The sequence below is a fragment of the Methylotetracoccus oryzae genome (assembly GCF_006175985.1).
Lineage (GTDB): Bacteria > Pseudomonadota > Gammaproteobacteria > Methylococcales > Methylococcaceae > Methylotetracoccus > Methylotetracoccus oryzae.
Window position 1 is genome coordinate 1 of record NZ_SRSH01000015.1, and the last position, 26,127, is coordinate 26,127.

At 61.4% G+C, this 26,127-nt stretch carries 25 protein-coding genes and 1 pseudogene; 12 read left to right on the forward strand and 14 right to left on the reverse strand.

Translation table 11 applies throughout. The annotated features are described in order from the left end of the window. Nucleotides 1–696 precede the first annotated feature (696 nt). On the reverse strand, nucleotides 697–1,575 hold the full coding sequence (locus BWR02_RS14800; RefSeq protein ID WP_139558712.1) for a LysR substrate-binding domain-containing protein: 879 nt from the start codon (nucleotides 1,573–1,575) through the stop codon (nucleotides 697–699). 162 nt (nucleotides 1,576–1,737) lie between these two features. On the opposite strand from BWR02_RS14800, the gene BWR02_RS14805 reads away from it, so the two are divergent. The 5 genes from BWR02_RS14805 to BWR02_RS14825 all read left to right on the forward strand — a co-directional run bounded on the left by BWR02_RS14805 (nucleotide 1,738) and on the right by BWR02_RS14825 (nucleotide 8,373). Then, nucleotides 1,738–2,268 carry a peroxiredoxin gene (locus tag BWR02_RS14805; protein ID WP_129884992.1) on the forward strand — a complete coding sequence of 177 codons (531 nt, stop codon included), beginning with the start codon at nucleotides 1,738–1,740 and terminating at the stop codon, nucleotides 2,266–2,268. A gap of 111 nt (nucleotides 2,269–2,379) precedes the next feature. Then, on the forward strand, nucleotides 2,380–3,732 hold the full coding sequence (gene gor, locus BWR02_RS14810; RefSeq protein WP_139558713.1) for a glutathione-disulfide reductase: 1,353 nt from the start codon (nucleotides 2,380–2,382) through the stop codon (nucleotides 3,730–3,732). A 356-nt stretch (nucleotides 3,733–4,088) separates the two neighbouring features. Next, nucleotides 4,089–7,124, forward strand: a complete 3,036-nt coding sequence (locus BWR02_RS14815) for a PAS domain S-box protein (protein ID WP_139558714.1) — start codon at nucleotides 4,089–4,091, stop codon at nucleotides 7,122–7,124. Continuing rightward, nucleotides 7,097–7,450 (forward strand): HU family DNA-binding protein, encoded by a 354-nt coding sequence (locus BWR02_RS21690; protein ID WP_139558715.1) that lies wholly within the window; start codon nucleotides 7,097–7,099, stop codon nucleotides 7,448–7,450. Before BWR02_RS14815 ends, BWR02_RS21690 begins: the two co-directional genes overlap by 28 nt. After that, on the forward strand, nucleotides 7,447–8,373 hold the full coding sequence (locus BWR02_RS14825) for a sterol desaturase family protein (protein WP_139558716.1): 927 nt from the start codon (nucleotides 7,447–7,449) through the stop codon (nucleotides 8,371–8,373). The genes BWR02_RS21690 and BWR02_RS14825 overlap by 4 nt, the downstream gene beginning before the upstream one ends. Before the next feature lie 33 nt (nucleotides 8,374–8,406). On the opposite strand, the gene BWR02_RS14830 is transcribed toward BWR02_RS14825, so the two are convergent. Beyond that, nucleotides 8,407–8,817 carry a BLUF domain-containing protein gene (locus tag BWR02_RS14830; RefSeq protein WP_129884996.1) on the reverse strand — a complete coding sequence of 137 codons (411 nt, stop codon included), beginning with the start codon at nucleotides 8,815–8,817 and terminating at the stop codon, nucleotides 8,407–8,409. Between the two features lie 332 nt (nucleotides 8,818–9,149). Between BWR02_RS14830 and BWR02_RS14835 the strand changes: the two genes are divergently transcribed. From BWR02_RS14835 to BWR02_RS14855, 5 genes are all read left to right on the forward strand, one after another. After that, nucleotides 9,150–10,562: a hypothetical protein gene (locus BWR02_RS14835; protein WP_139558717.1), complete on the forward strand. Its 1,413-nt coding sequence runs from the start codon at nucleotides 9,150–9,152 to the stop codon at nucleotides 10,560–10,562. 69 nt (nucleotides 10,563–10,631) lie between these two features. Beyond that, nucleotides 10,632–11,009 carry a hypothetical protein gene (locus BWR02_RS14840; protein ID WP_139558718.1) on the forward strand — a complete coding sequence of 126 codons (378 nt, stop codon included), beginning with the start codon at nucleotides 10,632–10,634 and terminating at the stop codon, nucleotides 11,007–11,009. A gap of 173 nt (nucleotides 11,010–11,182) precedes the next feature. Continuing rightward, a complete protein-coding gene (locus BWR02_RS14845; RefSeq protein ID WP_139558719.1) occupies nucleotides 11,183–11,461 on the forward strand; it encodes a hypothetical protein in 279 nt (92 codons plus the stop codon). Between the two features lie 149 nt (nucleotides 11,462–11,610). Beyond that, nucleotides 11,611–12,792 (forward strand): hypothetical protein, encoded by a 1,182-nt coding sequence (locus tag BWR02_RS14850; RefSeq protein ID WP_236102279.1) that lies wholly within the window; start codon nucleotides 11,611–11,613, stop codon nucleotides 12,790–12,792. Nucleotides 12,793–12,966: 174 nt separating this feature from the next. Further along, entirely contained in the window at nucleotides 12,967–14,172 is a 1,206-nt protein-coding gene (locus BWR02_RS14855; protein WP_162560177.1) for an OmpA family protein, read from the forward strand. Nucleotides 14,173–14,422: 250 nt separating this feature from the next. Here the strand turns inward: BWR02_RS14855 and BWR02_RS21315 are convergent, their stop codons facing one another. Beyond that, nucleotides 14,423–14,827 carry a PepSY-like domain-containing protein gene (locus BWR02_RS21315; protein ID WP_236102282.1) on the reverse strand — a complete coding sequence of 135 codons (405 nt, stop codon included), beginning with the start codon at nucleotides 14,825–14,827 and terminating at the stop codon, nucleotides 14,423–14,425. A 35-nt stretch (nucleotides 14,828–14,862) separates the two neighbouring features. Continuing rightward, on the reverse strand, nucleotides 14,863–16,464 hold the full coding sequence (locus BWR02_RS14865) for a phospholipase D family protein (RefSeq protein WP_139558721.1): 1,602 nt from the start codon (nucleotides 16,462–16,464) through the stop codon (nucleotides 14,863–14,865). Nucleotides 16,465–16,759: 295 nt separating this feature from the next. Here BWR02_RS14865 and BWR02_RS14870 point away from each other — a divergent pair, with 295 nt between their 5' ends. Together BWR02_RS14870 and BWR02_RS14875 are read left to right on the forward strand one after the other, a co-directional pair. Then, entirely contained in the window at nucleotides 16,760–17,284 is a 525-nt protein-coding gene (locus tag BWR02_RS14870; protein WP_139558722.1) for a hypothetical protein, read from the forward strand. Between the two features lie 288 nt (nucleotides 17,285–17,572). Further along, the gene (locus BWR02_RS14875; protein ID WP_139558723.1) at nucleotides 17,573–18,205 is read left to right on the forward strand and encodes a glutathione S-transferase family protein; all 633 of its coding nucleotides are present in this window, start codon (nucleotides 17,573–17,575) and stop codon (nucleotides 18,203–18,205) included. Nucleotides 18,206–18,974: 769 nt separating this feature from the next. Here BWR02_RS14875 and BWR02_RS14880 read toward each other — a convergent pair. The 10 genes and pseudogenes from BWR02_RS14880 to BWR02_RS21700 form a co-directional block, all read right to left on the reverse strand. Continuing rightward, a complete protein-coding gene (locus tag BWR02_RS14880; protein WP_139558724.1) occupies nucleotides 18,975–19,400 on the reverse strand; it encodes a hypothetical protein in 426 nt (141 codons plus the stop codon). 678 nt (nucleotides 19,401–20,078) lie between these two features. Further along, nucleotides 20,079–20,462: a VOC family protein gene (locus BWR02_RS14885; RefSeq protein WP_139558725.1), complete on the reverse strand. Its 384-nt coding sequence runs from the start codon at nucleotides 20,460–20,462 to the stop codon at nucleotides 20,079–20,081. A 151-nt stretch (nucleotides 20,463–20,613) separates the two neighbouring features. Further along, nucleotides 20,614–21,306 (reverse strand): methyltransferase family protein, encoded by a 693-nt coding sequence (locus BWR02_RS14890; RefSeq protein WP_201276286.1) that lies wholly within the window; start codon nucleotides 21,304–21,306, stop codon nucleotides 20,614–20,616. Nucleotides 21,307–21,360: 54 nt separating this feature from the next. Then, nucleotides 21,361–21,639, reverse strand: a complete 279-nt coding sequence (locus BWR02_RS14895; protein WP_139558726.1) for a ubiquitin family protein — start codon at nucleotides 21,637–21,639, stop codon at nucleotides 21,361–21,363. A gap of 5 nt (nucleotides 21,640–21,644) precedes the next feature. Further along, nucleotides 21,645–22,604, reverse strand: coding sequence for a WD40/YVTN/BNR-like repeat-containing protein (locus BWR02_RS14900; RefSeq protein WP_201276287.1), 960 nt, complete (start codon nucleotides 22,602–22,604; stop codon nucleotides 21,645–21,647). Between the two features lie 664 nt (nucleotides 22,605–23,268). Beyond that, complete coding sequence (locus tag BWR02_RS14905) at nucleotides 23,269–23,715, reverse strand: hypothetical protein (protein ID WP_139558728.1); 447 nt, start codon at nucleotides 23,713–23,715, stop codon at nucleotides 23,269–23,271. Nucleotides 23,716–24,154: 439 nt separating this feature from the next. After that, nucleotides 24,155–24,838 (reverse strand): hypothetical protein, encoded by a 684-nt coding sequence (locus BWR02_RS21320; protein WP_236102299.1) that lies wholly within the window; start codon nucleotides 24,836–24,838, stop codon nucleotides 24,155–24,157. A 36-nt stretch (nucleotides 24,839–24,874) separates the two neighbouring features. Next, nucleotides 24,875–24,946: pseudogene (locus BWR02_RS21325) on the reverse strand (hypothetical protein); the annotation flags it as partial. Continuing rightward, entirely contained in the window at nucleotides 24,943–25,491 is a 549-nt protein-coding gene (locus BWR02_RS21695; protein ID WP_407941082.1) for a transposase, read from the reverse strand. The pseudogene BWR02_RS21325 and the gene BWR02_RS21695, both read right to left, overlap by 4 nt. Nucleotides 25,492–25,819: 328 nt before the next feature. Beyond that, on the reverse strand, nucleotides 25,820–26,068 hold the full coding sequence (locus BWR02_RS21700; protein ID WP_139558811.1) for an IS110 family transposase: 249 nt from the start codon (nucleotides 26,066–26,068) through the stop codon (nucleotides 25,820–25,822). Nucleotides 26,069–26,127: the final 59 nt, after the last annotated feature.

A 26,127-nucleotide genomic window follows, 5' to 3' on the forward strand; every position in this document is an offset into this window, starting at 1 on the left:
ATGCTGTCGTCGGCCATCGTCGTCTCCACGTTCAGGTTGTCTTTCGCACTTTCAACCTTACCGGAGTTCGCGATGGCCTCCCATCTCTGACCCTCGATTTACACCACGTCGCTGGACTCTACCAAGGGCGGAGCGGTGGCCGGCTACGGGGCTGCAGTTTGGTGTCCTACCTCGCTCGTCTCCGAGGTGGCCTGATTCCGGGCTAGCGGCTCACCGCAGCAGCGACCAGAGCCGAAGCGTCTTCTACACTTGCAGTTGCTCCATGCTCTCCAGAGGAGACGGGAAGCCCGGATGAAAACGCCGGTGAACCCCGGGCGGGGATCGTTCTTCCCCGCCGGGGTTTTCTTTTGCGAAGCGCAAACTCTAGGCAACAGGCTCCTCGCTAACTCACCACCAAGTACGTCCAGCGTGAAAGCGCGGCGCCCCGTACCGCCTCGATCGCCTGCCCGAGGCCCGGCTTATCGATCTTCGTTGTAACAACCTTCTCCTTCAACTCGTCCGAAAGCGCCGCCACGGTCCGCTGGCTGACGGCGCTGGTCCAAGTTGGGGCGCATCGGGTAGGGGTCGATCACCGTACGAGGAGGAGTTCGCTCGACGCGTGCCGGTTCCAGGTGACTCCGGACCGGATTGTGGAACCGAGCCCGACGGAGGTCGCGTCACGCCCTTCGGATGATGCCTGCCTTCGCCTTTCGGTATTCAGCCCGCAGCCTGTCGGGCCACGCGCCCGAGTTCGGCGAACAGCGCCGTGCGGGCGCTCGTCTTGCGCCAGACCAGGCCGATCGTGCGGCTGGGCGTCGGCGGCGAGAACGGGATGTAGCGGACCTGCTCGTCGTTCGGTCTCAAGGCTATCCTTGGCATCAACGTGATGCCCAAGCCCGCCCGGACCATCTGCCGAAGCGTCTCCAGCCCGGTGGCGCGGACATCCTGCCCCTCGTTCGCGCCGTTGAGCTGACATACCTGCAGTGCCTGACCGCGCAGGCAATGGCCTTCATCCAGCAACAGCAGCGACTGTCCCGCCAATTCGGCCTGATCGATCGTTTTCCGCGGCGCCAGCGGGTGGTCTGCCGGGATCGCCAGCAGAAACGCGTCCTCGAACAGGCACTCAGCTTCCAGACCCTCCTCGGGTACCGGCAACGCCAGCAAGGCCGCGTCGAGTTGGCCGGTCTTCAACTGCTGGATCAGCCCTTCGGTTTTTTCCTCGACCAAGGTCAGCTTCACCCGGGGCAAGGCTTGCCGGATGAACGGGACGAGGGCCGGAAACAGATAGGTCGACAGGGTCGGAAATGCGCCGAGGCGCAGGGGCCCGGCGAGCGGATCCTTCGCCGCGTCGGCGATGTCCTTGATGCCATCGACTTCCTTCGCGATGCGCCGGGCTGACTCGATGACGCGCTCGCCCACGGCCGTCGGCAGCACGGATTTGTTCGTGCGTTCGAAAAGCTGCACGCCCAACTCATCCTCGAGCTTCTTGATCTGCATGCTCAGCGTCGGCTGGCTGACGCAGCAGCGCTCCGCTGCCTGCACGAAGCTGCGCAGCTCCGCCACGGCGGTCACGTATTGGAGGTCTCGCAAGTTCATCGGAGTTCAATTGATGACATCGATCGTCGAAATTATAACAATCGATTTTACTGCGGAAAATGGCTGACATAATCTGTCTCCGCACTGGACGGGAAGGGGAGCAACGCCGGCCCGTCGAAATCCCGGCCCATGACCGGACCACCCCTAAAGCGGAGATTTACAATGACTCACACTGTCCCCCCTGCCGTTTTCAAGACCCGTGTCCGCGACGAGAGCGTCGGCGGTCCGAATCCATTCCGTTGGCAGGATGTCAGCGCCGAGGATGTGTTCAAAGGCCGCCGGGTGGTCGTGTTCGCTTTGCCCGGTGCGTTCACGCCGACCTGCTCCAGTGCGCATCTGCCCGGTTATGAGGCCAAATACGCCGAGCTCATCGAGCAGGGTGTGGAGGAGGTGTACTGCCTCAGCGTCAACGATGCGTTCACGATGTTCCAGTGGGGCAAGCACCTCGGGATCGAACGCGTGAAGATGCTGCCCGACGGCAACGGCGATTTCACGCGCCTGATGGGCATGCTGGTCAAGAAGGAGAACCTCGGTTTCGGATACCGGTCCTGGCGCTATTCGATGCTGGTCGAGGATGGCACGATCGTGCAACTGTTCGCCGAGCCGGGCATCGCCGACAACCACCCGGAGGATCCCTTCGAGGTCAGCGACGTCGATACGATGCTGGCGTACCTGAAACAGTCCCGGAGCTGAGTGTCGCGCGGCTTCTGTCCGTCTCCGGTGCCCTTCGAGGATACCCGGGATGGGCGGGACCGACACCGCCCGGATGCCCGACCCGGGGTCTTTTCAACGGAGCGAGGGTCCATGACGGTTGATGCGGTTGATTTGTTCGTGATCGGTGCCGGTTCCGGCGGTGTGCGCGCTGCCCGCATGGCGGCGGGTCTGGGCGCGAAGGTTGCCATCGCCGAGTACCGTCACATGGGCGGGACCTGCGTGAACGTCGGCTGCGTGCCGAAGAAGTTGTTCGTTTACGCCTCCCACTTTCGTGAAGATTTCGATGCCGCCCGTGGCTTCGGCTGGTCGGTTGGCGAGGCGCGTTTCGACTGGTCGCGTTTGCTGGCGCAGAAGAACCGCGAGATCGAAAGGCTGCAGGGCGTTTATTCCAGCTTGCTGGAAGGCTCCGGTGTCGAGATCCTGCCCGGCCGGGCGACGGTGCTGGGCCCTCACACGGTCGCTGTGGGCGAACGGCGCATCACGGCGGAGCGAATCCTGGTGGCGACCGGAAGCCGGCCTTCGGTACCGGAGTTCCCCGGCAAGGAGCACGCCGTTACGTCCGACGCGATGTTCTTTCTGGAGCACCTGCCGCGGCGCTTGCTGATCGTCGGCGGCGGTTATATCGCCGTGGAATTCGCGGGCATCATGCATGGCTTCGGGGTTCAGACCACGCTCGTTCATCGCGGCCCCAAGCTGCTCCGCGGTTTCGACGAAGCCATTCGGGATTTCCTGCCGCAGGAGATGCTCCGTAAAGGTTTGAGTCTGCGCCTTGATACCTTGATCGAGCGCATTGAGAAGGCCAAGGACGGTTATCTTGCTTACACCACCGGGGGTGAGACGCTGGCCGCGGATCTGGTGCTCTATGCCACGGGCCGAACGCCGAATACGGCCGACCTGGGGCTGGAAGCCGTCGGCGTTGCGCTGAACGAGCGAGGTGCCGTCATCGTAGACGGGGACTATCGGACCAACATCCCTTCCATTCATGCGATCGGCGACGTCACGGACCGAGTCAACCTGACCCCGGTCGCGACTGCCGAAGCCATGGCGCTGGTGAACCGGCTTTTTGCCAATCGAAGCACCCCGGTCGACTACGACACGATTCCGACCGCGGTCTTCAGTCAGCCCAACGTCGCGACGGTCGGTCTGACCGAAGCACAGGCGAGGGCGGTGCATGGCGAGATCGATGTGTATCGATCAATCTTCACGCCGATGAAGCACACGCTGTCGGGTCTGGGGGAAAAGACGATGATGAAGATGGTCGTGAACCGACAGGATGGCAAGGTGCTGGGCCTGCATATGGTGGGGCCCGACGCCGGAGAAATCATCCAGGGCATGGCCGTGGCGCTGCGGGCCGGTGCCACGAAGGCCGTGTTCGATTCCACCCTGGGTATTCACCCGACGGCCGCCGAGGAGTTTGTGACGATGCGGACGCCTCTCGACTGAGGGGCGTGGCGCTCGTGAACGCCAGAAAAGTGGAGCGCACTGCGTGGTTCCCTGGTCTGGAATGGCGCCCGAGGCACCGTATGGCTCCATTCAGTACGGAGTGGGCGTTGATTCGTACACGGCGAAGCCTACGTCCTCGGCCGTTCCGGCGACTCGTACTCTACCCGTGGTGGTTTCGAATGCCGGTTTTCAGTAACACGGATTCCCTCGACCTCATCCGCCGATTCCGCACCCTGAAACTTGCCCGTGGGAGATACTCCAATGAGTAAGCCCACAGGGCATATACTTACCCCCGTTTTGCAGTCCTGTAGAAACCCCCGGTACTTCCACTCCATCCGCAGTCAACATCCGATAGCATGACCGAACTTGGCGACACGATAGGGTCGGCAGCGGGGCGCGGAGAGCCCGATGAGGAACTGCCAGACCCGCAGCAAAGTCGGTTGGCCACGGCTCGCTACACGGCTTTGTTTGCCAACGCCCCTATTGGTATTGCCCTCATCGAAACAGCCAGCGGCAATATTCGGGATATGAACGCCCGGATGGCCGGATTGCTCGGCGTGGCGCCAGCCGCGTTGATCGACTCGCCCTGGCCGCTGGCGGAGACGCTGGCCGCGTCCGCTCCCGAGATGGCGATGCCGGCTTCGGACAACACCCCGAGCGGTCGGGTGGAGCGCTATCGCCGGCCCGATGGCACGACGATCTGGCTTAGAGTCAGCGAGGTGGTGCTCGGCGCGGACGGTAGTCCAGCGTCCGAGCGGCTGTTGATGGCCGAGGAGATCGGTGAGCGCGTTCTCACAGAAGCGCGATCGCACGGTGAGGCGGACCTTGCTCGGGCGATTCTTCGCAATACCAGCGAGGCCGTTCATAGTCTGGACGGTCACGAGCGCGTGGTCGATGCCAGCGATTCAGTTTGCGGCAGGCCGTGCCACAATCCGGACGAGGCTTTGGGGATGGCGGTAACCCGTTGGGATGCCCAGCCCTCGGAAGATCAGCAGCTTGTCCGCGAATTGCGCGAGAGTCGGAATCGCTACGAGCAGGTGGTGGAACGAGTGCCCGTGGGTATCTACCGCTTGCGCGCGGCACGGGAAGGTTTCGTGGCGTTTGAATACCTCAGTCCCCGCGTAGGTGAACTTCTGGGGTTCGACATCAGGGACGCTTACGCCGACCTGGCCGCCGGCTTCGCAACGGTGCATCCGGCTGATCGGGAGGAGCTACTCGCCGCCAACATGCAGGCTTTTGCGAGTCTGGAGCCCTTCTGCTGGGAAGGCCGGTTCATGGTTGCCGGCGAAGTGCGTTGGGCGCGCATACAGTCGGAGCCCACGCCCTTGGAAGGTGGGCAGAGCCTATGGGACGGGGTGGTGGTGGATATCACCGAGTCCAAGCTCGCCCAGCAGGCCCTTCGTGAGAGCGAGCAGCGTTTCCGCAGTTATTTCGAAACCCCCCTGGTCGGCATCACGATCACTTCTCCGGATAAAGGCTGGCTCGAAGTGAACGACCGTCTATGCCGGATGTTGGGTTACTCCCGCACTGAATTGATGGAGAGGACGTGGGCCGAACTCACGCATCCGGAGGATCTGGCCGCCGACCTTGTCCAGTTCGAACGGATCATGGGCGGTGAGACTGACGGGTATACGCTCGAGAAGCGCTTCCTGCGTGGCAACGGCGAAGTTTTGTTTGCGAACCTGAGCGTGGGCTGCGTCCGCAGCGAGAATGGTGCGGTCAAGTATTTGCTCGGCCTGATCGAAGACATCGGCGAGCGTAAGCGCCTGGATGCGGAACTCAAGGCTTACCGTGACCAGTTGGAGACGATGGTGGAGGAGCGCACTGCGGAATTGCGCACCACCAACGATCGCCTGGCTGACCTGGGGCTCGCATTGGAGAGCGTCGGTACCAGCATCATCTGGGTCGATGCCGGCAGTGGCCGTCTGCTCTCGGCCAACTCCCATGCCCAGAAGCTCCTTGGCTACACCGAGGAGGAGTTGCGTCAACTCCATGTCTGGGACGTAGACGCCGGTGCCGCGCCGGAAACCTTTCCGCAAGTCGCCGAGGCGATCAGGGAGCGGGGTTTTCTTCACTTCGAGACCGATGTGAAGGCGAAGAACGAATGCCGCTTCCCGATCGAGGTAACGGTCCACTACAGGGAGCCCAGGGATGGGCAGCCGGCCCAACATATCGCATTTGGTGTCGACATCAGCCAGCGCAGACACGCCGAACAGGCACTGAAACAGGCCAAGGAGGCAGCTGAGGTCGCCACCGTGGCGAAGAGCGTCTTTCTCGCCAACATGAGCCATGAAATCCGTACGCCGCTCAACGGCATTCTGGGGCTGGCGCACATCCTCCTGACGGACCCCCTCCTGACACCGGCCCAAACCCGCCAGCTGGGCAAGATTGAAGCTGCCGGTAAACATTTGCTTCGTGTCATCGAGGACATTCTCGATCTTTCCAAGATCGAGGCCGGCAAGATGGAACTCGACCCGGCGGATTTTCGCCTCGACGACCTGCTGCGCACTTTGCTCGCCGGCGTCGAGCCACTGGCTCTCGCCAAGGGTCTGAGTCTCACGGTGGACGTGGATGGGGTGCCTTCCAGCCTGAAGGGGGATGTCACCCGCCTCAACCAAGCCTTGCTGAACTATCTCGGCAACGCGGTGAAGTTCGCCGACAAGGGTGGGATAGCGCTCCGCGGAAGGGTGCTGGATGCGACTGCCGAAGACTACCTGATCCGGTTCGAGGTCACCGATACCGGACCGGGCATCCCTCTGCGGCAACAGGCGCGGTTGTTCGAAGCCTTCGAGCAGGCTGATGGCTCGCGAAGCCGCCGCCATGGCGGCTCGGGACTCGGACTCGCCATCACTCGGCAGTTGGCCCAACTGATGGGCGGGGCAGTCGGCGTGGACAGCCGGCCCGGAAAAGGGAGTACCTTTTGGCTCACGGCTCGGCTGGGCAAGAGCTGTGATCCCTCAGTCGACCGCAGGCATGAAGAGGTCGTCGGGCCAGCCCTCCTGAAGGGCTTTGTCGGCGCCCGGGTCCTGGTGGTGGAAGACGACTTCATCAACCAGGAAGTCATGAGCGCGCTGCTGGAGAAGGGCGGCCTGTGCCCGACTGTCGCAGCCGACGGCAACGAGGCGTTGGCGTTCGCCATGGGCAACCGTTACGCAGTGATACTCATGGATATGCAAATGCCTGGTATGGATGGACTGGAAACCTCGCGCCGGCTGCGCCAGCTGTCAGCATATCGGGAAGTCCCTATCGTAGCCATTACCGCCAACGCGTTTGCCGAGGACCGGCAGGCCTGCCTTGATGCGGGCATGAACGACTTTCTGTCCAAGCCCGTGGAGCCCGGCCGCCTTTATCAGAAACTCCTGCAGTGGCTCGGCAGTCGCGCACCTCGTTAGGGCGATCATGGTATTTCGAGATCACACGGGCCGTTGGCGAAGGCGAGACCGGAACCTTCATTGCGTTGCCCATCTTCAAAGCGGCTGAAACAGAAGCCCAAGAAGGGCGCAACCCGGCGACGGGTGACACGCGCCGGATCGCGGCCTCATGTACGCCGAAGTTCGTACCCCGCAAGGCATTCAAGCAGCAGATCCACGGGGGAGTACATCAGCCATCGTTGATTCTTGACGCGCAGCGAACAACGCATTGCCCCGGGGAGGAAACTGTACCCGCGATGCAGTGTCTGTCGGATAGTTGCCAAACGTATCAGGGACACGGACCATGAGTGATGCCGCGCAACCGATTGCGGTGACGACCGAGGCCGGATTCTTCAATGACGACGTGCTCGCGCTGTTGTTGGTGTTGACCCTGGCCCTGCTGTGGTGGGTGGAGATGCGGCGCCCCTTCCTGAGGCCGGGGCTCCGGGCCTTGAAAAACTCCTACCTGACCAATCTTGAAACGTTCCTGTTCAACGATATCACCTTGTCGGTGCTATCAATTCCTACCTTGATGTTCGTTGCCCAGCAGCTATCCGGGTACGGTCTGCTCAGTCAGATGCCAGACGGACCGTTGAAGTACGGCCTGACCTTTGTCCTGCTGGATTTGGCGCTGTATGGGTGGCACTACCTGACCCACCACGTCGATGCCTTATGGGTGTTCCATCGCGTGCACCACAGTGACAGGGTGTTCAATGTCACCACGGGTTTGCGTTTCCATTTCGGGGAGTTGTTCCTGGAGGTGCTGGTCCGCGTCGCCTTCATCGGCTTGATCGGCGTCAGTGCCCCGGTCGTGCTGGTCAGCCAGACCGTCATTTCCATTTTCGTGTTGTTCCATCACACGAACATCCGCTTCCGGGGTGAGGATCTGCTGTCCCGGCTGTTCATCGTCCCCCGGTTACATCGGCTGCATCATTCGGTGCTGCGGTCGGAGCACGACAGCAACTACGGGGCGGTGTTTTCGCTGTGGGACCGGCTGTTCGGGACCTTACAGGATAAAGAGCCGACGGCTATCGGGCTGGCGGGCGTGGACGAACAGCACTTCGTCGATCTCTTGCGCTACGGCCTACCGGATGTATTCCAGACGGGTGGTTATCGGGGACTCGCCCGGAGTCTCGGTAAGACCGTGCGCAGCGGCACCTATCTGAGGCCGCAACGGCCCTGGTCAAACGCGATTCAACCGGCGGAGAGCCGGGCAGACGGTTCAGGCTAGCCTGCAGCCTGGGCATTTGCCCGGGGGCAAAAGTCACTCCGTGACGATTTCTAACAGGTCGTCGAGCAGGGCGCGGGTCTTCGCGGCGTCGTCACGGACGATCCGGTAATCCAGCAGTTCGTTGTAAGGCGCCGAGCCGCGTTTGAACGCGCCGACGAAACCCATCGTCCAGTTCGGAAACAGGCGATCGTGCGTCAGACTGACATCGAGGATTTCGCAATCCCGATGGCGGGAATCAGCGATGATCCTCGAGTACAGGGAGATCAACTCCCGCTCGGGACCCTCCAGGACCTGCAGAAAAAAACCGTGGCCGAAGCTCAGCACACCCGTGATGCCGGAGTCGTAATTGTTGCCGCGGGATTGCTCCAAAAGGCTAGCCAAGCCCGCCTCGTCGAGGTGCACATTCGAGCGACTGGTGTAGATAAGCCGGAGTAGGGTTTTCATTACAAGCCTTTCGACCGTGGGCCAGCGGGATTTTATCCCAAGGCGCCAACACTCAGGGTTCCCGTTCAAGCCGGCGAGGCTACACCGGTTCCAGCTCCCTCAGCATTCCGGCCTTCGCGGGGATCCCGTTGATTGTCCAGCCGCGGTTTCCTCGATCTCACGCAACCGATGACCATCCGTGGGCATACGGATTGTTCTCAGGCGGCAAACCCGCTGTTATAGCGCTGCGCGCGCCGAGCCGTGTCGGCACTCCAGGGCGCCGCCGGAGGCCGAGCTGCGGCCTGCGTCGCGGCTCCGGCACCGCTCACGTGATGCCCAAGGGGGGTAATCCGATGCAAAAATTCGATATGTGGATGCCAGCGCTGCTGGCCGTTGGTCTGGCGGTGCTGGCGGGTTGCCCGTCGACTCCTCCTCCCGCTGGAGCCAAGCTGCCCCCGGCTCGCGATGTCGGCGACCCGCTGGTTGCGAAAGGACGCGAACTGTTCTTCAAGGAAACCTTTGGGGGCAACGGTCGCACCTGCGGTACCTGTCATCGCGCAGAGCACAATCTGACGATAGACCCCGCGTTCATTGCCACCTTGCCGAAGGACGACCCACTGTTCGTCGCCGAGTTCGTGCCGGAACTCGCGAGGAACTTCGAGAACCCGAAGTTGATGCGGGAGTTGGGGCTGATCCTCGAGAATCTCGACGGGTTCTCCGACCTCGACCGCAAGTTCACGCTGCGCGGCGTCCCGCATGTGTTTGCGCAGCGGGTGTCGATCGACAGCAATCCGCGGGACCGTTTCGAATGCTTCAGCGCAACGCGGTGTCCCCACACCGGATGGTCCGGCGACGGTGCACCCGGCACACGCGACCTGCGTGCGTTCGCGGTCGGCGCCGTGACCCAGCACTTCACGAAGAGCCTGAACCGCCGCGCCGGCGTCGATTTCCGATTGCCGACCGAGGCCGAGCTGGACGCGCTCGAAGCTTACCAGCTGAGCGAAGGCCGGCAGGTCGAACTGCAACTCCCGCTGCCGCTGAAGAGCGCCGTCGCACTGCGGGGCCAGGCGCTTTTCGACTCCCCGACCAAGGGCAAGTGCTTCTTCTGCCACTTCAACGCCGGCGCCAACGCGGCCCCTGGCGGGCCGCTGGGCGAGGGCAATCTCAACTTCGACACCGGGGTCGAGAAGCTTCCGGACCACCCTGCCGCGCTGGCCGGCACACCGACGCCCCCGGATGATGGGCTGGGCAATCCGGGCAACGGCACCTTCAACACGCCCTCGCTGGTCGAGGCGGCCGACACCGGTCCGTTCTTCCATAACAACGCGGTTGCGACGATCGAGGCGGCCGTCGACTTCTACGATGGCGACACCTTCAATAATTCGCCGGCCGGCCAGGGCCTCGCCCGCGCGACCGGCGGCCCGATCCGTCTGGATGCGACCGAGGTCTCGGCCATCGCCGCGTTCCTGCGCGTCATCAACGCCCTGAGCAATATCGATGAACTGCAGGGCATGTTGGGGGCGGTCGAGCGCAATGAGCGAACCGACGGCGAGCATCCCCAGGATATCGTGCACCGGGCAGTGAACGATATCGACGATGCGATTCGCGTATTGAACGAGGCCGGGCTGCACCCGGATGCCGTGGTCGATCTCAGGGAAGCGCGCGAACTGACCATCGAGGCCGATCAGCATCCCGCACAGCGCATGGATCTGGCACGTCGCGCGCTCAAGGCCGTCAATCGCGCCCGAGGCCATCTGAGCGGCTGAGGGTACACGCCTGCCGTGTGGGCCCGACGCTTTCGGAAAGCTCCACGCCCTGTTACCGAGGAGTCTGTCATGATCGCAAGAAATCTGCTTCTGTTCGTTGCGCTGAGCGCCCTGGGTGGCCTGGCGCAAGCCCAGCAGGCCACCGAGATGTACATCCCGATCGGCGCCTCCCCCGGGGTTTCCGGGAAGGCCTCCGTGGTCGGTACGATCGCCACAGTAGAAACCGAGGGTCGGCGGTTCAGCGTCAAGGTCGGGGACGCCGCGGTCATGGTGACGATTCCGGAGACCGCGCCCGTCTGGCTGGACCGCAGTCGCGGGAAGGGGCCGAACCGGGCGGGCTCGCCCCTCGACCTCAAGCCCGGCCTGTCGGTCGAGGTCAAGTCACGCGAGGCGCTGCCGGCCGAGTCGATCACAGCGGAGTGGGTAAAGGTCGCTGTGACCGATTGACTGGCACTACCGGAATCCAACGCGGCCGCATACCCACTGCATCTGTCAGGGTTCCGCGTTGGCGGCGTGTCCGACTGACAGGACACATGATCGCCTGATCTTGCCGGGTGGGCATGCGTCAACCACCCGGTCAGATGCCGACCCACCAACCCTTTTCGAGGAGGGCAATCGTCATGACTGGAACGACAGCTACCAAAGGACTCCGTCCTGCCCTCGCCCTTGCGGCGGGACTGCTTGTTGCGTCGACTCCGGGCTACTCGGAAAACCCTGCCGAGCGGAGTCTGGAACGGCAGGACTCAAGAGACACCCGACAGATCGGCCGCCAGCAGGCGCGGCAAGGTAAGCAAGACTGCAAGGCGGGAGACGAGAAGAGCCGCTCGGAATGCCGACAGGACAAGCGGGACACCAAGCAGGACGCACGGGGAACGGCCAAGGACATCAAGCGAAACTGAAGGACGACGCGCCCGGAGCGTGTTCCACCAATGGCGGACCGTATCCCTCGATTGCGACCATCCCGGTCCGCTGTTCGCGGGATGCCGAAGGCTGGGACTCCTCGGGGGCGTTACCGCCAGGCTCATCGGTGCCGAACTGAGGATATCCCATGGATGCAGACGCTCCACTCGGACTGGATCTCTCCCTGGTAAGGGGCGACCTTCCGTTTCGAATCCAGCGCCGGATGGGGTTGATCCCGGAAGCCGGCCTTGGCCTCATCCGGCGCGCAATCTTCTTTGCTCTGGTCAGTTGGCTGCCGCTGGCGCTCTGGGCCGTCCTCCAGGGACGGGCTCTGCCGGGCGATATAGCCGAACCCCTGCTGCAGCATTTCGGGATCCATATCCGGTTTCTGGTGGCGGTGCCGCTGTTCATCCTGGGGGAGGCTACCCTGCACAAGCAGATGGTCCGGCTCATACCCTATTTCGCCACGTCGGGGCTGGTCCGGCCCCAACAACTCGATCAGTTGCGGGAAATCATCCGTGGCATGATTCGGCTACGCGACAAGAGCACGCCCTGGCTCATCATTGCCGTGATCGTCGCCGCCCAAGCGCTGTTCGAGCAGCCATCCATGATTACCCATGAACTCGTGTGGGCGGATGCTGCCGCGACCGGTGCCTTCGATCCCGGTTTCGCCGGCTGGTGGTTTCACTTTATCAGCCGCCCCCTGTTTTCCGTGCTCCTGGCGGGATGGCTGTGGCGACTCGTGCTGCTGATCATCCTCTTGAAGCGGGTAGCGGGCCTCGACCTGGCATTGGTGCCGACCCACCCGGACAAAGCCGGTGGGCTCGGCTTCCTGGAGAAACTGCCCATCGCGTTCAGTCTCTTCGCTTTTTCCGTCTCCGCCGTAGTGGCTTCCCGTCTCGCTCATGAAGTCGTTTATCACGCCGCCCACGTGGTGGACCTGAAGGGCGTACTGGTGGCTTTGGTCGTGTTCCTGACCGGCCTGTGTCTCTCTCCCCTGTTTGTATTCGCGGGCCCCTTGTTCGCTGCCAAGCGTCAGGCCTTGCTGGACTACGGCACCTTGGTGGGGGATCACGGCCGGCTGGTGCGGCGGCGCTGGATCGAAGCCAAAGCGTTGGAGGACGACAAGGTCCTTAATGCGCCGGAATTGGGCCCCGTGGCCGACACCCAGACTCTATACCAGGCAGTGGCCAACATGCGCGCCGCACCGATCGGGAAATCGGCCATCCTCGCCATCGTGGTTCCCGCTCTGCTGCCCGTCCTGGGCTTGTTGTCCATCGAAGTGCCCATCAAGGACGTCCTGAAGCAATTGCTGGGCATCCTGGCCTAGCTGGATCCAGGACTTGACGTGGGAAGGGTGAAGGGAGTCACTGATGGAGGTCAGTGCCGTTCGATTTTGGTGATGGAGTTTGGAAGCCTTTTCTGGGGGGATCAGCAATCGAAATTCCCCAGCTTCGCCGGGCAATTTCGCTACTCGCTAAACCATGAGGTCAAGGAGAAAGCCATGAGCAGTAATACCATGAGACGCAGGCTCAAGCTAATCGGAACAGTGATCTCTCCGATTCTAGCCATGCTTTCCGGCTGCGCCGGCCAACCGACGACCACCTTCGAGCCCTTCACGCCCGAGGATCTCAATGCCAAGCTCCAATCCGGCTACACACAGAAAGTCGACGACTTTCTCGTTATTGTGGACGCGTCTGATTCGATGGACTCTACCTACCTTGGGACAGGGTTTCCCGAGGCCTCTTCGGTGGACAAGTTCAGCGTCGCGAAGGAGTTTTTGAGGCGGATGAACCAGACCATCCCCGACCTGAAACTGAATGCCGGGCTTCGAACCTTCGGCTTCGGCCCATGTCTGTCGTGGAGTTTCACGAAATTGAACGCGCCCCTGGCGCCCTATTCTGCAGCCTCTTTCCAAAGCAATCTGGACAGCGTGGAATGCTCGAGTGGAGGCTCGCCGATGGGGAAGGCACTGCAGGAGGCCAGTAGCGACTTGCAGGCCAGCCAAGGCAATGTCGCAGTCATATTGGTGAGCGACGGCAAGCAAGCCGGGGGCGAACCTCGAGAGGCCGTTAAGCGGTTGAAGCAACAGCTGGGTGATCGGCTCTGTCTCCATACGGTCTGGGTGGACAACCCGCACGGACCGGGGCAGGCATTGATGGGAATTTTGCCGGTCATCGCTGGTTGCGGGACCAGTTCGGCGGTCGGTGACGTGGTCTCCAGCGCAGGCGCGGGCGATTTCGTCACCAAGGTGTTCCTGAAGCCTGGCGCAGTCGAAGACTGCTCGACCCGCGACTCTGACGCCGACGGCGTCAACGACTGCGACGATCAGTGCCGGGACAGCCCCAAGGGCGCAAAGGTCAATCGGGCAGGCTGCTGGGTCCTCACCAATGTCCTGTTCGACACGGACAAGGCCACCATCAAGCCTTCCAGTCATTCCGAGCTTGACGAAGTGGTCCAAGTCTTCGACGAGAACCCGGGGCTACGCGTGGAAGTCGATGGTCATACCGACAGCCGAGGCTCGGATGCACACAATCTGGACCTGTCGCAACGCCGCGCCGAGGCGGTTCGCGAGTATCTCGTCCACCACGGGGTGGCAGCGGACAGGCTAACAGCAAAAGGCTTCGGCGAGAGCAAACCCGTTGCCGACAATGAGTCGGTCGAGGGAATGTCGCTGAATCGCCGCGTGGAACTAAACGTAATGAAGTAGGAGGGATCGAGTAATCGGAATGGGTGCCTTGCGGCAATTCGAAGCCGAATTGCGACTAGCTAGGGGGCTCAGGGCGGTTCGGAGGCTCCGTCAACGCAGGGATGCTGCGACTCCACCACTATTTGGGCGCGATTGATGGCGAAAGTGGCGGCCGGGTCAGATCGGGCCGCCACGACTCCGGAGCAAGCCAGTATCGCGTTTGTTCAGATCCTCGTTAGTTGGCCGCTACTCGCAATGAATGATTGCGTTTCTAGTCCAGCTTGCCTTTGATGAGCTTACCGTCGGCAGATACGTTCACTTCGTGATCGATGTCGTATTCATCCGTGAACTCGACCTCGTAAATGGTTTCGCCTCTCCGCTTGCCGATATGCACTTTCTTCTGTTCCCATTCGACCTTCGCGGCGTTCGGATAAGTCGCTTTGAACCACTTCAGAGCCGCCGGGGGCACTTCCGCTTCGTTCAGGTCCTTGCCGGCCATGGCCGGGTTCGACAGACTCAGACCCAGCATCAACGCTACGCCAAGCAATCCTCGATAAAGCTTTTTTTTGGCATTGGTTTTTCCTTCTACATAGTCACGGTGGTGGGAAAAACACCGATGCGCCCCACCGCAAGGTCGCTCGATGCGTTGCACAAATCCTGAAAGCGGACTGCGCATGTTGGAACACGTCGTAAAAACTCGCGAATCGCGAATCAAAGTTGGTTCATGACGGGCAGCATCCGGATGAAACGCACCTTGGCTCGCTGCCAGGCCGTGCTGTTCGGGTCATGGTCGTATCGCTCTGTCTTCCCATTGGTCTCGGTAGTCCAGTACAAATCTCCGTCGGCGTCCAAGCGGACCCGATAACTGTATTGAGGCCGCACTCCTTCATCCATGTAAGCTACAAGCTTGGCGGCCAGCTCGGGGCTTTCGATGTAAAGTCCCGCCTCGGTATTGATATCGCCGGAACGAGGATCGAGATTAAGGCTGCCGATAAATACGTCCTTGCGGTCGAATACCATGACTTTGTTATGCAATGTCGACTGGGCTGAGCCCGACAGGTAAAAGGTCCGTTTTTTGATTGCCGGGTCGGCACGCAGCTCATAGAGTTCCACCCCGGCCGCGACCAGTTCGTCGCGGTGCTCTGCATGACCGGCGTGGGCGGCCAGAACGTCGTTGGAGGCCAGGGAGTTGGTCAGCACCCGGATCAGGACACCCCGCTCGTGCAAACGCTTCGCGGCCGCAAGTCCCCGATCACGGACCACGAAGTAAGGCACTTCTATCAGCAACTCGTTGCGCAGGCGTTCGATGCGCCGGAAGAAGCGTTCCGTCATCGTCGTCGTGCGCCCGTATTTCTTGATCTCATTCGGGTCGTCGAAAATCATGTGGCCCGGCGCCCAGATCAAGGTGTCGAAAATCGCCGTTAGCTCCGACCTGAGGTTTGCCACGTCCTGAGCCAGCGGGTACGGGTAGGGATCTTTGGCGATCCGCTCGTGCCCCATTTGCACCACCCGCCGCAGGTCGGCCTCGGTCGCGGGCCGATCCACCATCGCCCGGATCGGCACCGCCCAATCACTATTCCAGAAGTGATCGAACGCGCCGGAGGCTTCCCGGACCACCGGTCCGCCCGTGACGACGTCCAGATCGCGGAAATTGACCTGCTGATGGACTTCGAAATAGTGGTTGCCGATGTTGCGACCGCCGACGACCGCGACCACGTTGTCCATGACGAAGAGCTTGTTGTGCATGCGGTGGTTGACGCGATCGAAGTCGGCGATGAAGTCCAGCCACTGCGCGGAACGCTGGGCGAAGGGATTAAAAAGACGAATTTCGATGTTTGGATGGGCATCCAGGGCCGCGACGACCACATCGCGCCCCTTGAGGTTCAGATCATCGACCAGGATGCGGACGCGAACACTGCGGTCGGCGGCCCGAACAACTCGTTCGGCCAGGATCCGGCCGGTGGTGTCCGCATCCCAGATGAAGTACTGCAAATCCAGGGTCTTCTCCGCCAGTTCGGTCATCGCAATCCGCGTGGTAAAGGCCCGGCGCCCATCGGGGAAGATCGCGAACCCCGACTGGCCCGGGTGACTGCCGGCTGCCTTTTCGAAATAGGCCCCAATCGCAGTGCTGGCATAACTCGGGAAGGCCTTAGAAGGCGTCCGGGGGTACTCCTTCGGCATGCCGGCGCAGCCGACCAACAGCACCAGCGCGAAGGCCAGCGCCAGCGCGGGCGCGCGCATAGGTACCGACTTGACCGGATGGGGCACCGACCACTCAAATTCGCGCCCAACATGGCCAGGGCTCGCGAACATTCTTGTCCCTCCACCTGGGATCACCTACGCCTCGCTCTGTTGAACGAGCCCGCGTTCCAGGGCACTCCATTGAAATCCAACGTCGCTTCGCGCGCGCAGTGGCTCGCCTTCCGGTATGCTCCCCACCTATCCTAGGTTTACCTTTGCGCCACACTGTAAGGCGGAGTAGGAGCGCAACGCTATCCGTACCACCACCCACCAGCGGCACGGTAGCCAGACGCCGATGATGTGGAATCGGCTCGTGTCGTCCGATCAAACCGTATACTTGCCCGGCACTGAAACAACGGAGTCATGCATGGGCGTCTTTGTGGGCAATTTCCTGGGTCTGATCACCGTGCTGATCGCGGTCGGGGTCGGCTACCCGTCACTGGTGATAGCGACGCAGGTTTTTCTGGGGATTACCTACAGCCTGTGGCTGATTTTCCTCGGCATTGACCTGGCCACCCGCCCCAAAACCGATCTGCCCTTCTGCCGGTCGCTGGAACAGGAGGAACAAAGGACTTACCGTCGTTACCACGTGGCCATCGACTTTCCGGTCGCGGGTCATGTCTATTCTGGGTGGCTCAATTTCTTGCGGGTAGCCGGCCTGGTCTTCGCCGGCCTGTGTGCCTGGAAAGGCTTGTATGTCCTAGCCGGCGCGGCCTTTCTGCTGTTTCTGTTGACGGCCGGTCTGATACACCGGAACAACCCCTGGTACTACCTGGGGCGGCAAGCGGTGCAAGGTCATGCCAGGGCCGGCGTGGAAATGGCACTGATCGAACGGGTATTCACCCTGCGGCATGCGGGTCGGCAATCGGTCCAGAATCGAGAACAGCCCTGACGCGGAAGTGCCGGGATGGCGGGACGTTCAGCCGCTCCGAGCTGTGGGGGACGCTCGCCGAGTAGCCGTCCCCCTTGCTCACTTGCCGGCGGTTGCTGACGTCGGCGCTGCGGCAGTTCCCATTGTTGGCAATCGCGTTCTGGCGCGGGTCCCGCCACGGCAAGGAGGGCAGCGAAGCCGCATTACCAATTGACGCGCCCGCTGCTTTCGAAGGTCAGTCGCGTCGGTATGGCACAATCCGTAGGGTCACCATGCCGACGGCTCCTCTGGCTCGGAGAAATTCCCACGATGAAGTTCTACATGGCACCCGGGTCGTGCTCGACCGGAATCCACATTCTGTTGGAAGAGCTGGACCTCGTTTTTGAAGTCCATATCGTCAATTTGCCGGCGAATGAACATAAGGGCAGGGACTATCTGGCCATCAACCCCAAGTCCACCATCCCGACGCTGGTGCGGGGCGACGGTTCAGCACTCACCGAATTTCCAGCGATCGCCTGGTGGCTGGCCAGACACTATCCGAGGGCCCGGCTCCTGCCCGAATCCGTGGAAGCCGAGGCGAGGGTGCTCGAACTGCTCAGCTACATCGTCGGGACGGTGCACATGCAGGGCTTTGCCCGTATCTTCGCGACTTCGAACTTCACCAACAATCCCGCTGAACATGATGCGGTCCGGGCCAAAGGAGAAGAGATCGTCAGCCAGGGATTTCTGATCATCAACGATGCCCTGACTGACGGGGCATACGCGGTGGGTGAGTTCTCCATCGCCGACGCAGCCCTGTTTTACATCGAGTTTTGGGCCGACAAGCTCAATATGGAACTGCCTCCCCGGTGCCGGCTGCATTATCAGCGCATGTTGAGCCGACCCGTGGTGCGGCGGGTGTTGCTGGAGGAAGGCTATCGACTGCCGGATCCGGCGCGCTGAAGCGAGTGGCCTGAAGCCAATCCGCGAGGCATTTTCTTGATTCCCGGTCGAATTGTGCGCCGAGCTTGCCGCAGGTCAGCACATTCCCGTCTCCATCCATGGAACTGGCCCGGCACCGTGTCCGGTCGTCATCCGGCGTGGGGATGGACGCTTCCGAACCCGAGAAAGCGGTTGCCCTCAAGCCGCATCAGGATGGGGCGGGGCTTGGTGCTCCCATTTCCCGTGCGCAGCGCAAGCTAGAAGCCGTGACCCGGTTCTTCTTCCATCTCGACGGTGCGGCACGTTGCAAAGAGCGTGTGCCATTCCGTCTCGCACGGGCTCGAATCGACGCGCCATGTGCCATCAAAGTTACGATCAGCTTTATCGATTGCCGAGTGGTTTCGGGATCGTCGCGAGGTCTCCTGTCAATCAGGCAATCCTGTTGGACCCAGGGCAATCGCATGCAGCCGCTAATTTTGATGTCGCGCGCACGAAACGCCCCTCAGCGAGCGCTTTTGGCCTTCATTCGATGGCCCTGCTGCCGGACTTGTGATGATTCGAGCGTTTTCGTCACGGCGCGCCGTCTGGCTGGCGGTACAGCGATATCGATCAGAGGAGGTGCGACGATGGCGGACGGGCAGGTCCGGCTGTTCGGATGAGGCCGGTCATGCTATTGACCGCGGCACTCCGTCAGCGGTCACAGATGCTCTCGTGCCGGACGCGATCATCTCGGCCACAGGCGACACTCGCGTTTGCTGAGGCCGGCCATCCATCTTGTGCCTTGGAACCGCTATTGCGAAGTCCAGAATCTGCTGGGGCCGCCTTTTCGCGCCTTTGCTCGTTCAACGCCATCGCAGAACGAACGCTTGTCCAAGAAACTCTCGGCCAGAATGAGCCCGGTGTAGACACCGAAATAGGCCATCATGCCCCGCTCGTAGGACTGACGACCGGCAGTTGCCTTATTACCGGCTTCAGCCAGTTGGTCAAAACCTTCCGTCATTGCCTTCTGGTTCAACGTCAAGCCGCCACAGGCGTCGGTCGCAATCTCCGCATATGCCATGTCGACCACCTGTCGCTGTCCTTCTTGGCCAAGGAGTTGCGTCGTCTTCTTTTCCAACTCAGCCCAGGCTGGGTCCAATTTGGCGACTGACGGGTCGGTCGCCCCAACCGAGACATTCATAACTGCGGCCAGAGAAATGGCGAGCCATCGTGCCATCGTTACCATCTCCCCGGGTGGTAGTAGGTGTAATGATTGTTGGCGACAAAGACGTTGGTGTGCCCCCAACCCCCGCCGCCGTACCCCCACCCCCCGCCGCCATGCCAGCCGGGGTTGACGCTGTAGGTAGTGCATCCTCCAGCAGCAACAAGTGCGAACGCCAAAGTCAGAAAGGCCACGAACGGTCTAGACATACGTCACCAAGCTTTGCGTATGAAAGTTTCGATGGGCGCTACCGCCCATCCAGACGAAGCAGAATGTCAGTTGGGGTTGTGCCCATCCCCGGGAAGGCTGCGCCTGCGGGGCAGTGATTGTAAACCAGAGAGATCCTCTGTCGGCAGCTACCGCTCGATGTCGTTCTTGTTGGCCGCCGTGAGTGCGAAATCGAAGTCTATCGCCGACGGATCTTAAAGTTCCAGCCACAGCAGTTCCACCTGTCGTTCAGCTGAGAGTGGCACGCACAAGGCCCGGTGGTGCGTCCCTGCTATGTCATCGCTCGGCCAGGTCCGGACACTCGCAGCCGGATCAGACAGGTCCTCCGAACCGCCGCAGCACTCCGTCAGCCGTCACATACGCTCAGGTGGTGGACGAACACTTCTCGGCCACAGTGGCCATTGGGCATGGTCAGGAGCGGTCATTCAAGGATGATTGCTCTTTTTGCCAAGTGCCGGAATTCGGTCAGGCGCCACTGCCGTAGGGCTGGGTGATGATCTCTAGCAGATGCCCATCAGGGTCTTCGAAGTACAGGCCACGGCCGCCGTCATGGTGGTTGATTTCACCCTTGTGATGTTGACCAGGATCAGCCCAATACGTGATGCCGCGTTCCTGAATTCGGGCGAAGATCTTGTCGAATTCGGCCTCGCTGATGAGAAAGGCATAGTGCTGTCGTGCGATCTCGCCGTCCTTGTCATGGAAGTCGAGACTCACGCCATTGGCGACGCTCACCACAAGAAATGGCCCGAAGGGAGTGGGCCCCGGTAATCCGAGAATCTCGGTAAGAAAACTAGCGGACGTTTTTTTGTCACGTACCCAGACGATTGTGTGATTCAGCTGAACAGCCATGGTGAACTCCTTTGATGTTTACGAAGGTGCATCCGCCTCGCCCTGACGTCATTGGAAGAAATTATCTGACCGCCCTCCATGCGGCACCCAGTCCGGGACTCGCTCCGACAATGCGGGAGTATTGGATCAGATGTGGTTTGGGCGGCCCGATTCACCACATGCCCGGAATAAGCCGGTAGCGCACGCGGCTCATGTAATCGGCATAGCCGGGCAGATCGCGCTGGAGCAGGCGCTCCTCGAACACGGCACGCGATGCTATGCCGACGATCATGACGGGCACGATCAATAACCCATACCATGATCCCAGCAGAAGCGGCATTCCGACGATGTAAATTAGCCCCGCTGCGTACATGGGATGGCGCACTAGCGCATAAGGACCCGTGTCGATCACGCGCTGTTCGCGTTCGCTCTGAATGCGCACAACGGGTGCCGCGAAACTGTTTACGCGGAACACAATCCCTGTGGCCGCGTAGCCGGCAATCACCAGTAGGCACCCTATGACATTGAACAGTGGCGGCATAGCGGACGTGTGCCAGACTTGCGCGTCAAGCGCCATCAGCACGAGCCAGCCGCACCAAACAAAGGCGAACGCCAATAAAAAAACTTTGTCCCACAGCGGCTGCCCGCGCTGCATCAATGGCCCGAGTCGCGCTGCGAGTAGAGCGGGATCGCGCCGCAACAGCCAGGCCCCAAAAGTGCCAGAGCCGATCGCGAAGATCGCGAGCAAAGCCCAGGCCTGAGGCCATCGCCATGTGCCCGCGGGCAGGAAGAGTAGCAAACCCATCGCGCCTAACCACACTGTCGACTGAACGAAGAGGCGACCAAGCAAAGTTGTTGACCACATAAATCAGTCGTTGACCGCTTGAGTCGGTTGATGGCTCCCTTGCTCCACGAGCCGCTAACCCCCACTGAGTGCCTGAAAAATAAAAACAGTCCCCTCGTCCGAAACTCGATCTGCGAGTGTCGTTCTATCGATCACGATCGTTTCATTGATGCAAAGATTGACGTGCCGGCGCAGAGCGCCCCGTTCATCCAGTACGTAATCGGTGAACCCCGGGGCCATTTCGTTCACCGCGCGCAAGATTTCGGCGACCGAGCCGGCCGGCACCGTAATTGGCCGGTTCTCGAGCGCTGGGAAGAACCGGTAAAGGTGTCCCGTCATTTTTACCGTAGGCATGGCGTTTAGCCGAATCGCACCGAATAAACGGGTGGGAAGTGGTTTCCCAGGCATTGCCAGTTTTCACCCCGGTCTTCCGACAGGTAGACGTTCCCGGTACTGCTCCCAAAACAGAGACAATCTCCCGCGAGATCGAGAGCGTGTCGCAGTACGATGTCGTAAGCATGCTGCTGAGGCAGGCCGCTGTGGAAGGATTGCCAGGATTGCCCGCCATCCGTCGTTCGAGCAACGGACAGACGGCCTCCAATAGCCATACGCTCCGAGTCCGCGCGTGCGGGCACAACCCATGCGGTACGGCCATCATGGGCGTCAACGGCCACAGGGAAACCAAAATGCACACCGGCGTCAGGCATGCTGACCTTCTGCCAGGTTTGCGCACCATCGTCGCTATAAAACACACCGCAGTGGTTCTGTTGCCAGCAGTGATTCGGCTGTCCGGGGCAACTGGTCATGAAATGGGGATCGTGACCCCACTCCGCTTCCGGATTCGGCAGGTAGTCCATCAACAAACCGCGATTGCGACCAGTCCAGGTTAGTCCGCCATCGGTAGACTCCAGGACACCGGCTGAGGACACCGCAATGTGGATATGATTCGAATCGCGCGGGTCGAGAACGATGGAATGGATGCCAGGTTCGAACACGCCATAATCGATACTTGCCGGTGTACCACCCCACCGGTTTTCGCTGCTCGCCTCACCGGTGAACAAATCGCCACCGCGGCTTTCGTGATTCCACAACGGACGGTTGAGTGCCCAACTGTCGCCGCCATCATCGCTGATGAACAAACCACCGGGGATGGTACCCGCGTACAGCCTGCCAGGTTGATCAGCATTGCCGAACGCAAGATGCCAAATCTTGAAAACGGTTGCGTCCTTATACTCAGGCTGTCCCACCGGGGCCTCCGGATCGAAATCTGCTGTGGGCAGATATTTGACGATGTAGCGTGCGCCCAGCGGGTACTTCAAGGACGTTAAATCCTCCCATGTCGTACCACCGTCACGGGAACGGGACAGCTTAGGACCCCAGTGACCATGATCCAGGGAAGCCCATAGCGTACCGTCACGTGGGTCACGCGCTGCGTAGCAAACGGGGATGCCTGCATGCACGATGGGCCGAGGACGCCACGTGGAATTTGAACGTTCAAATATCACTGTGCCCTTGCGAGTACCGAGAAGGATCATGTCGGACATTGTTTTGTCGCCTTATGCTTATGCGGACCTGATGAGCGATGAACCTAAGCCAGCCGGATGTTCCGCTCTGACCAGGGAACGCTGGCGACCGGGCGTGCACGAGGCGGCTTGGAATAGGGCACAGGTCGAAGCGGTACTGGACGTTGGCCGAGTTCCAGTAGGCGAAATTGGCCGCATGATAGACCCGTCCTACACGCACGGGGTCTCCGCATTGTACTTCGCCTTGAACTTGGTCACTGGTAAGCCCGCTTGAGATTGCACTCGATTCATCGCCATGGGAACTCTCCTCAAGGTGGAGGATTCCAGACTACAGACCTGCCGTCTCAAATGATGAGGCGCGGGGAAGCCATCACGCCGATCCGAGGCGATCGCACCCGAACCCGAAGCTTGCGGGTTGAGTCTACCGCCTGGGTTCGAGGCTCCGTTTCATCCGGGCGACTCAGCCCTTAAGATTCAATGCGCTCAGTTCGCGCCGGGCACAGGTGCCGAACTCCTTCAACGGATCAGCACGACCCGAAGCCGCCATACGGTGCAGGTCCTCGGCGGAAAGATTCGGGCGAAAATACTGCTCCACGATGTCCTTTACGGTCCGGTCCGCGGCATCTAGCACCGCATCCGATGAAGTCAGCCTGATGCGGTTAAGAAGCGCATAGGCATTCATCAGTGTTCCGGGGTCGTTGAGCGTGTTGCTAAACGCGTCGATCGCCAATCTGGAGCACTCATTGATAAATTCCGTGTAGACCAACTCGCGTCTGCGAATCTCGGCATTCGCCGATTCCCGCCGGCTCTGGGCCTTTTGAGTAAACCATGCAGTAGCGATGCTGGAAGCCCCTCCGACGACCGACCCCATGACGGCCGCCAGCGCACTGATGATTGCCTGATCCATCGCCGGTACTTCGTGTTAGGTCAAGATTCTCGGGCGGCACGTTGAATGGGCGCTCTTACCCATTGCACGCGAGGATGCGTTGGTAGTGTGATCCTGTCAACGCGCCGGAGCGATCGACGGAGAGACTGCGGAACTCCGGTCGCCCCCACCGGGGCAAGCGGGGCGTCGCGCTGGCCGCAGTCGTAAGTCCAGGTTCAGCACGGCAGCGCTGGTTCGCGCGATCACTGGTCATCGGCGGTCGTTGCTGATCATCGCCCCCATCCCGGGGGTGCCGTCCGTCGTTGGCATGCTGCCTGGGGCTGACCTAGACTATCTCCGCCGTGTTTGGGAGCCCACCCGTTCTCCGGGGTTTCCCATTCGCACATGATCAACGACGAAGCCTGCTTGTCTGGCCATCGCGATGCCTTAGCGCTTGGCTGACGGACGGCGCTTCGGCCACTCAAATGAGGGCGCCATGACTGATATCACCAAAGACGTCGGAGTTGCGACGGCCTTGCTGACCGAATTCACGGAACATCGTCTGCCCAGGGCGTTGGCTTTGCGGGACAAGGTGGAACGCGGAGAAAAGCTTGAGGATCTCGACATCGCGTTCATGAAGGAAGTCCTCACAACCGCGGAACGGATTCAACCGCTGGTGGATCAGCATCCGGAGTACCAAGCGATATACGCTCAGGCGGCCCAGATCCACGCGGAGATCATAAAGAAAGCAATGGCCAACGAGGAGTCCGAGCGTCGTTCCGGCATGTGAACCGTCTGTCCGGTGCTGCGCGCTGTCGTCGAATGGGTGCTGTCGGCCAGATCCGGCCATTGGACCGGATAGAGCCGGTCTTTCCGACGACAGCAGCACTCCGTTAGCGGTCAAATGCGCGCTAATGCTGGACAAGATGCCCGGTGGCCCGGATGTGCCCCTCATTTCGGCTTCTTCCTCGATGCGGCTGTCTTCGCTGCCAGCCTCCCGCAGCAGCGTCGCCAATGAGGCTGGCTGACTGATCCAATCTCGCGGATTGAAGGGCTTGACGAACTTGGGAGCCTCCCGGCGGATGGACTCCCAGAACACCAGATTGGCGGGTTCGAATAAGTTCGGCCCCCAGGTCTTCAGGGCGAGCTTGCCGCCCAGCGTCACCGTACGCCACAATTCCTTGACCGCACCCGGCCTGTCCGGGACGAAGAAGATCCCGAATACGCACACGACCGCGTCGAACGTCGCCTCCGGAAATCCCTGCGACATCATGTCCCCGTCCGGAATTGGGCCTCTGCGCCAGACTGCAACGCAGGACCCTGGCCGGGGGGCAGTTCGAGCAGGCTTTCAGCCAGATCGACCCCGATCACCCGTCTCTCCGCATCGACAGCTTCCGCCGCCGGGGGTGCCGAGGCGCCGCTCCTGCAGCAAACATCGAGCACGCACTGCCCCGATCGCAGATGCAGCCGATCAATGGTGGCCCGCCTGAACCGGTCCCGGAAGGTTTTCGCGGGATGGTCGAACCGATCGGCGGCGGCGTTGCAGGTGGCGATGGCGCGGCACTTGGCGCTGTCCAGGCCATTCATGATGGCTATTTTTCGCCCTCGGGAAGCGCGGGAAGCCGTATGGCAAATATAGACGCCGCACCGCGTCTGCCCGCGGACGCCGAAGATGGCGCGCTTGCCGCGCAGCTGTCCGGAGTACCGATTGAACGGCGCAACACCGATCAAGGCGCTGACTTCGCGGCGGAACAGACGCCCCAGTTCCGGAACATCGGCGATCAGCGTGGCGACCGTGGCCGGACCGATGCCGCGCACGGCGGCAAGCCGCTGGGCGAGATCGGCGTGATGCGTTTCGATGTGCTTGGCGAGTTCAATCTCGACCTCGTTGAGCTGCGCGCTGCGCGCGAATCGCCTTGATCAACGCCTCGATGCTCTTGCGGGCGGCGGCATGGCTGACCGAGAGCCGCTGATGTTCGGCAACGTGCAAAACGACAAGCTGGCGCCGGTGGGCCACCAGAGCCTGCAACGCCTGCTGTTCGGGCGTGCGCAGGGCGCTGATGAATCGATTCCGCTCCGGGTGGCGGGCCAGCACATGGGCCAGTCCGGCGAGCGCCGTGGCGTCGATCCGGTCGGTCCTAGCGAGTTACATGGCCTTGCCGAAATCCCGCGCCTGCCGCGGATTGACGACGGCTACCGCGAAACCGGCCGCTTGCAGCAGGCGGGCCAGATCACGCTCCAGTCCCCCCGTAGCCTCCATGACGATCAGATCGACCGCTACGCCCGCCAGCCGCCTGGCGACGAAGGCGTCGTGGCCATCCTCGTCATTGGCGAAGGCCTCGATGCTGCCGCCAATGCCAATGGCGGCTTCGAAGGTCTGTTTGGCGATGTCGATGCCAACGCCTCGGCCTGATCGGTTGCCGTAAGTTGCTGCGTGCCTTTACGCTGTCTCAC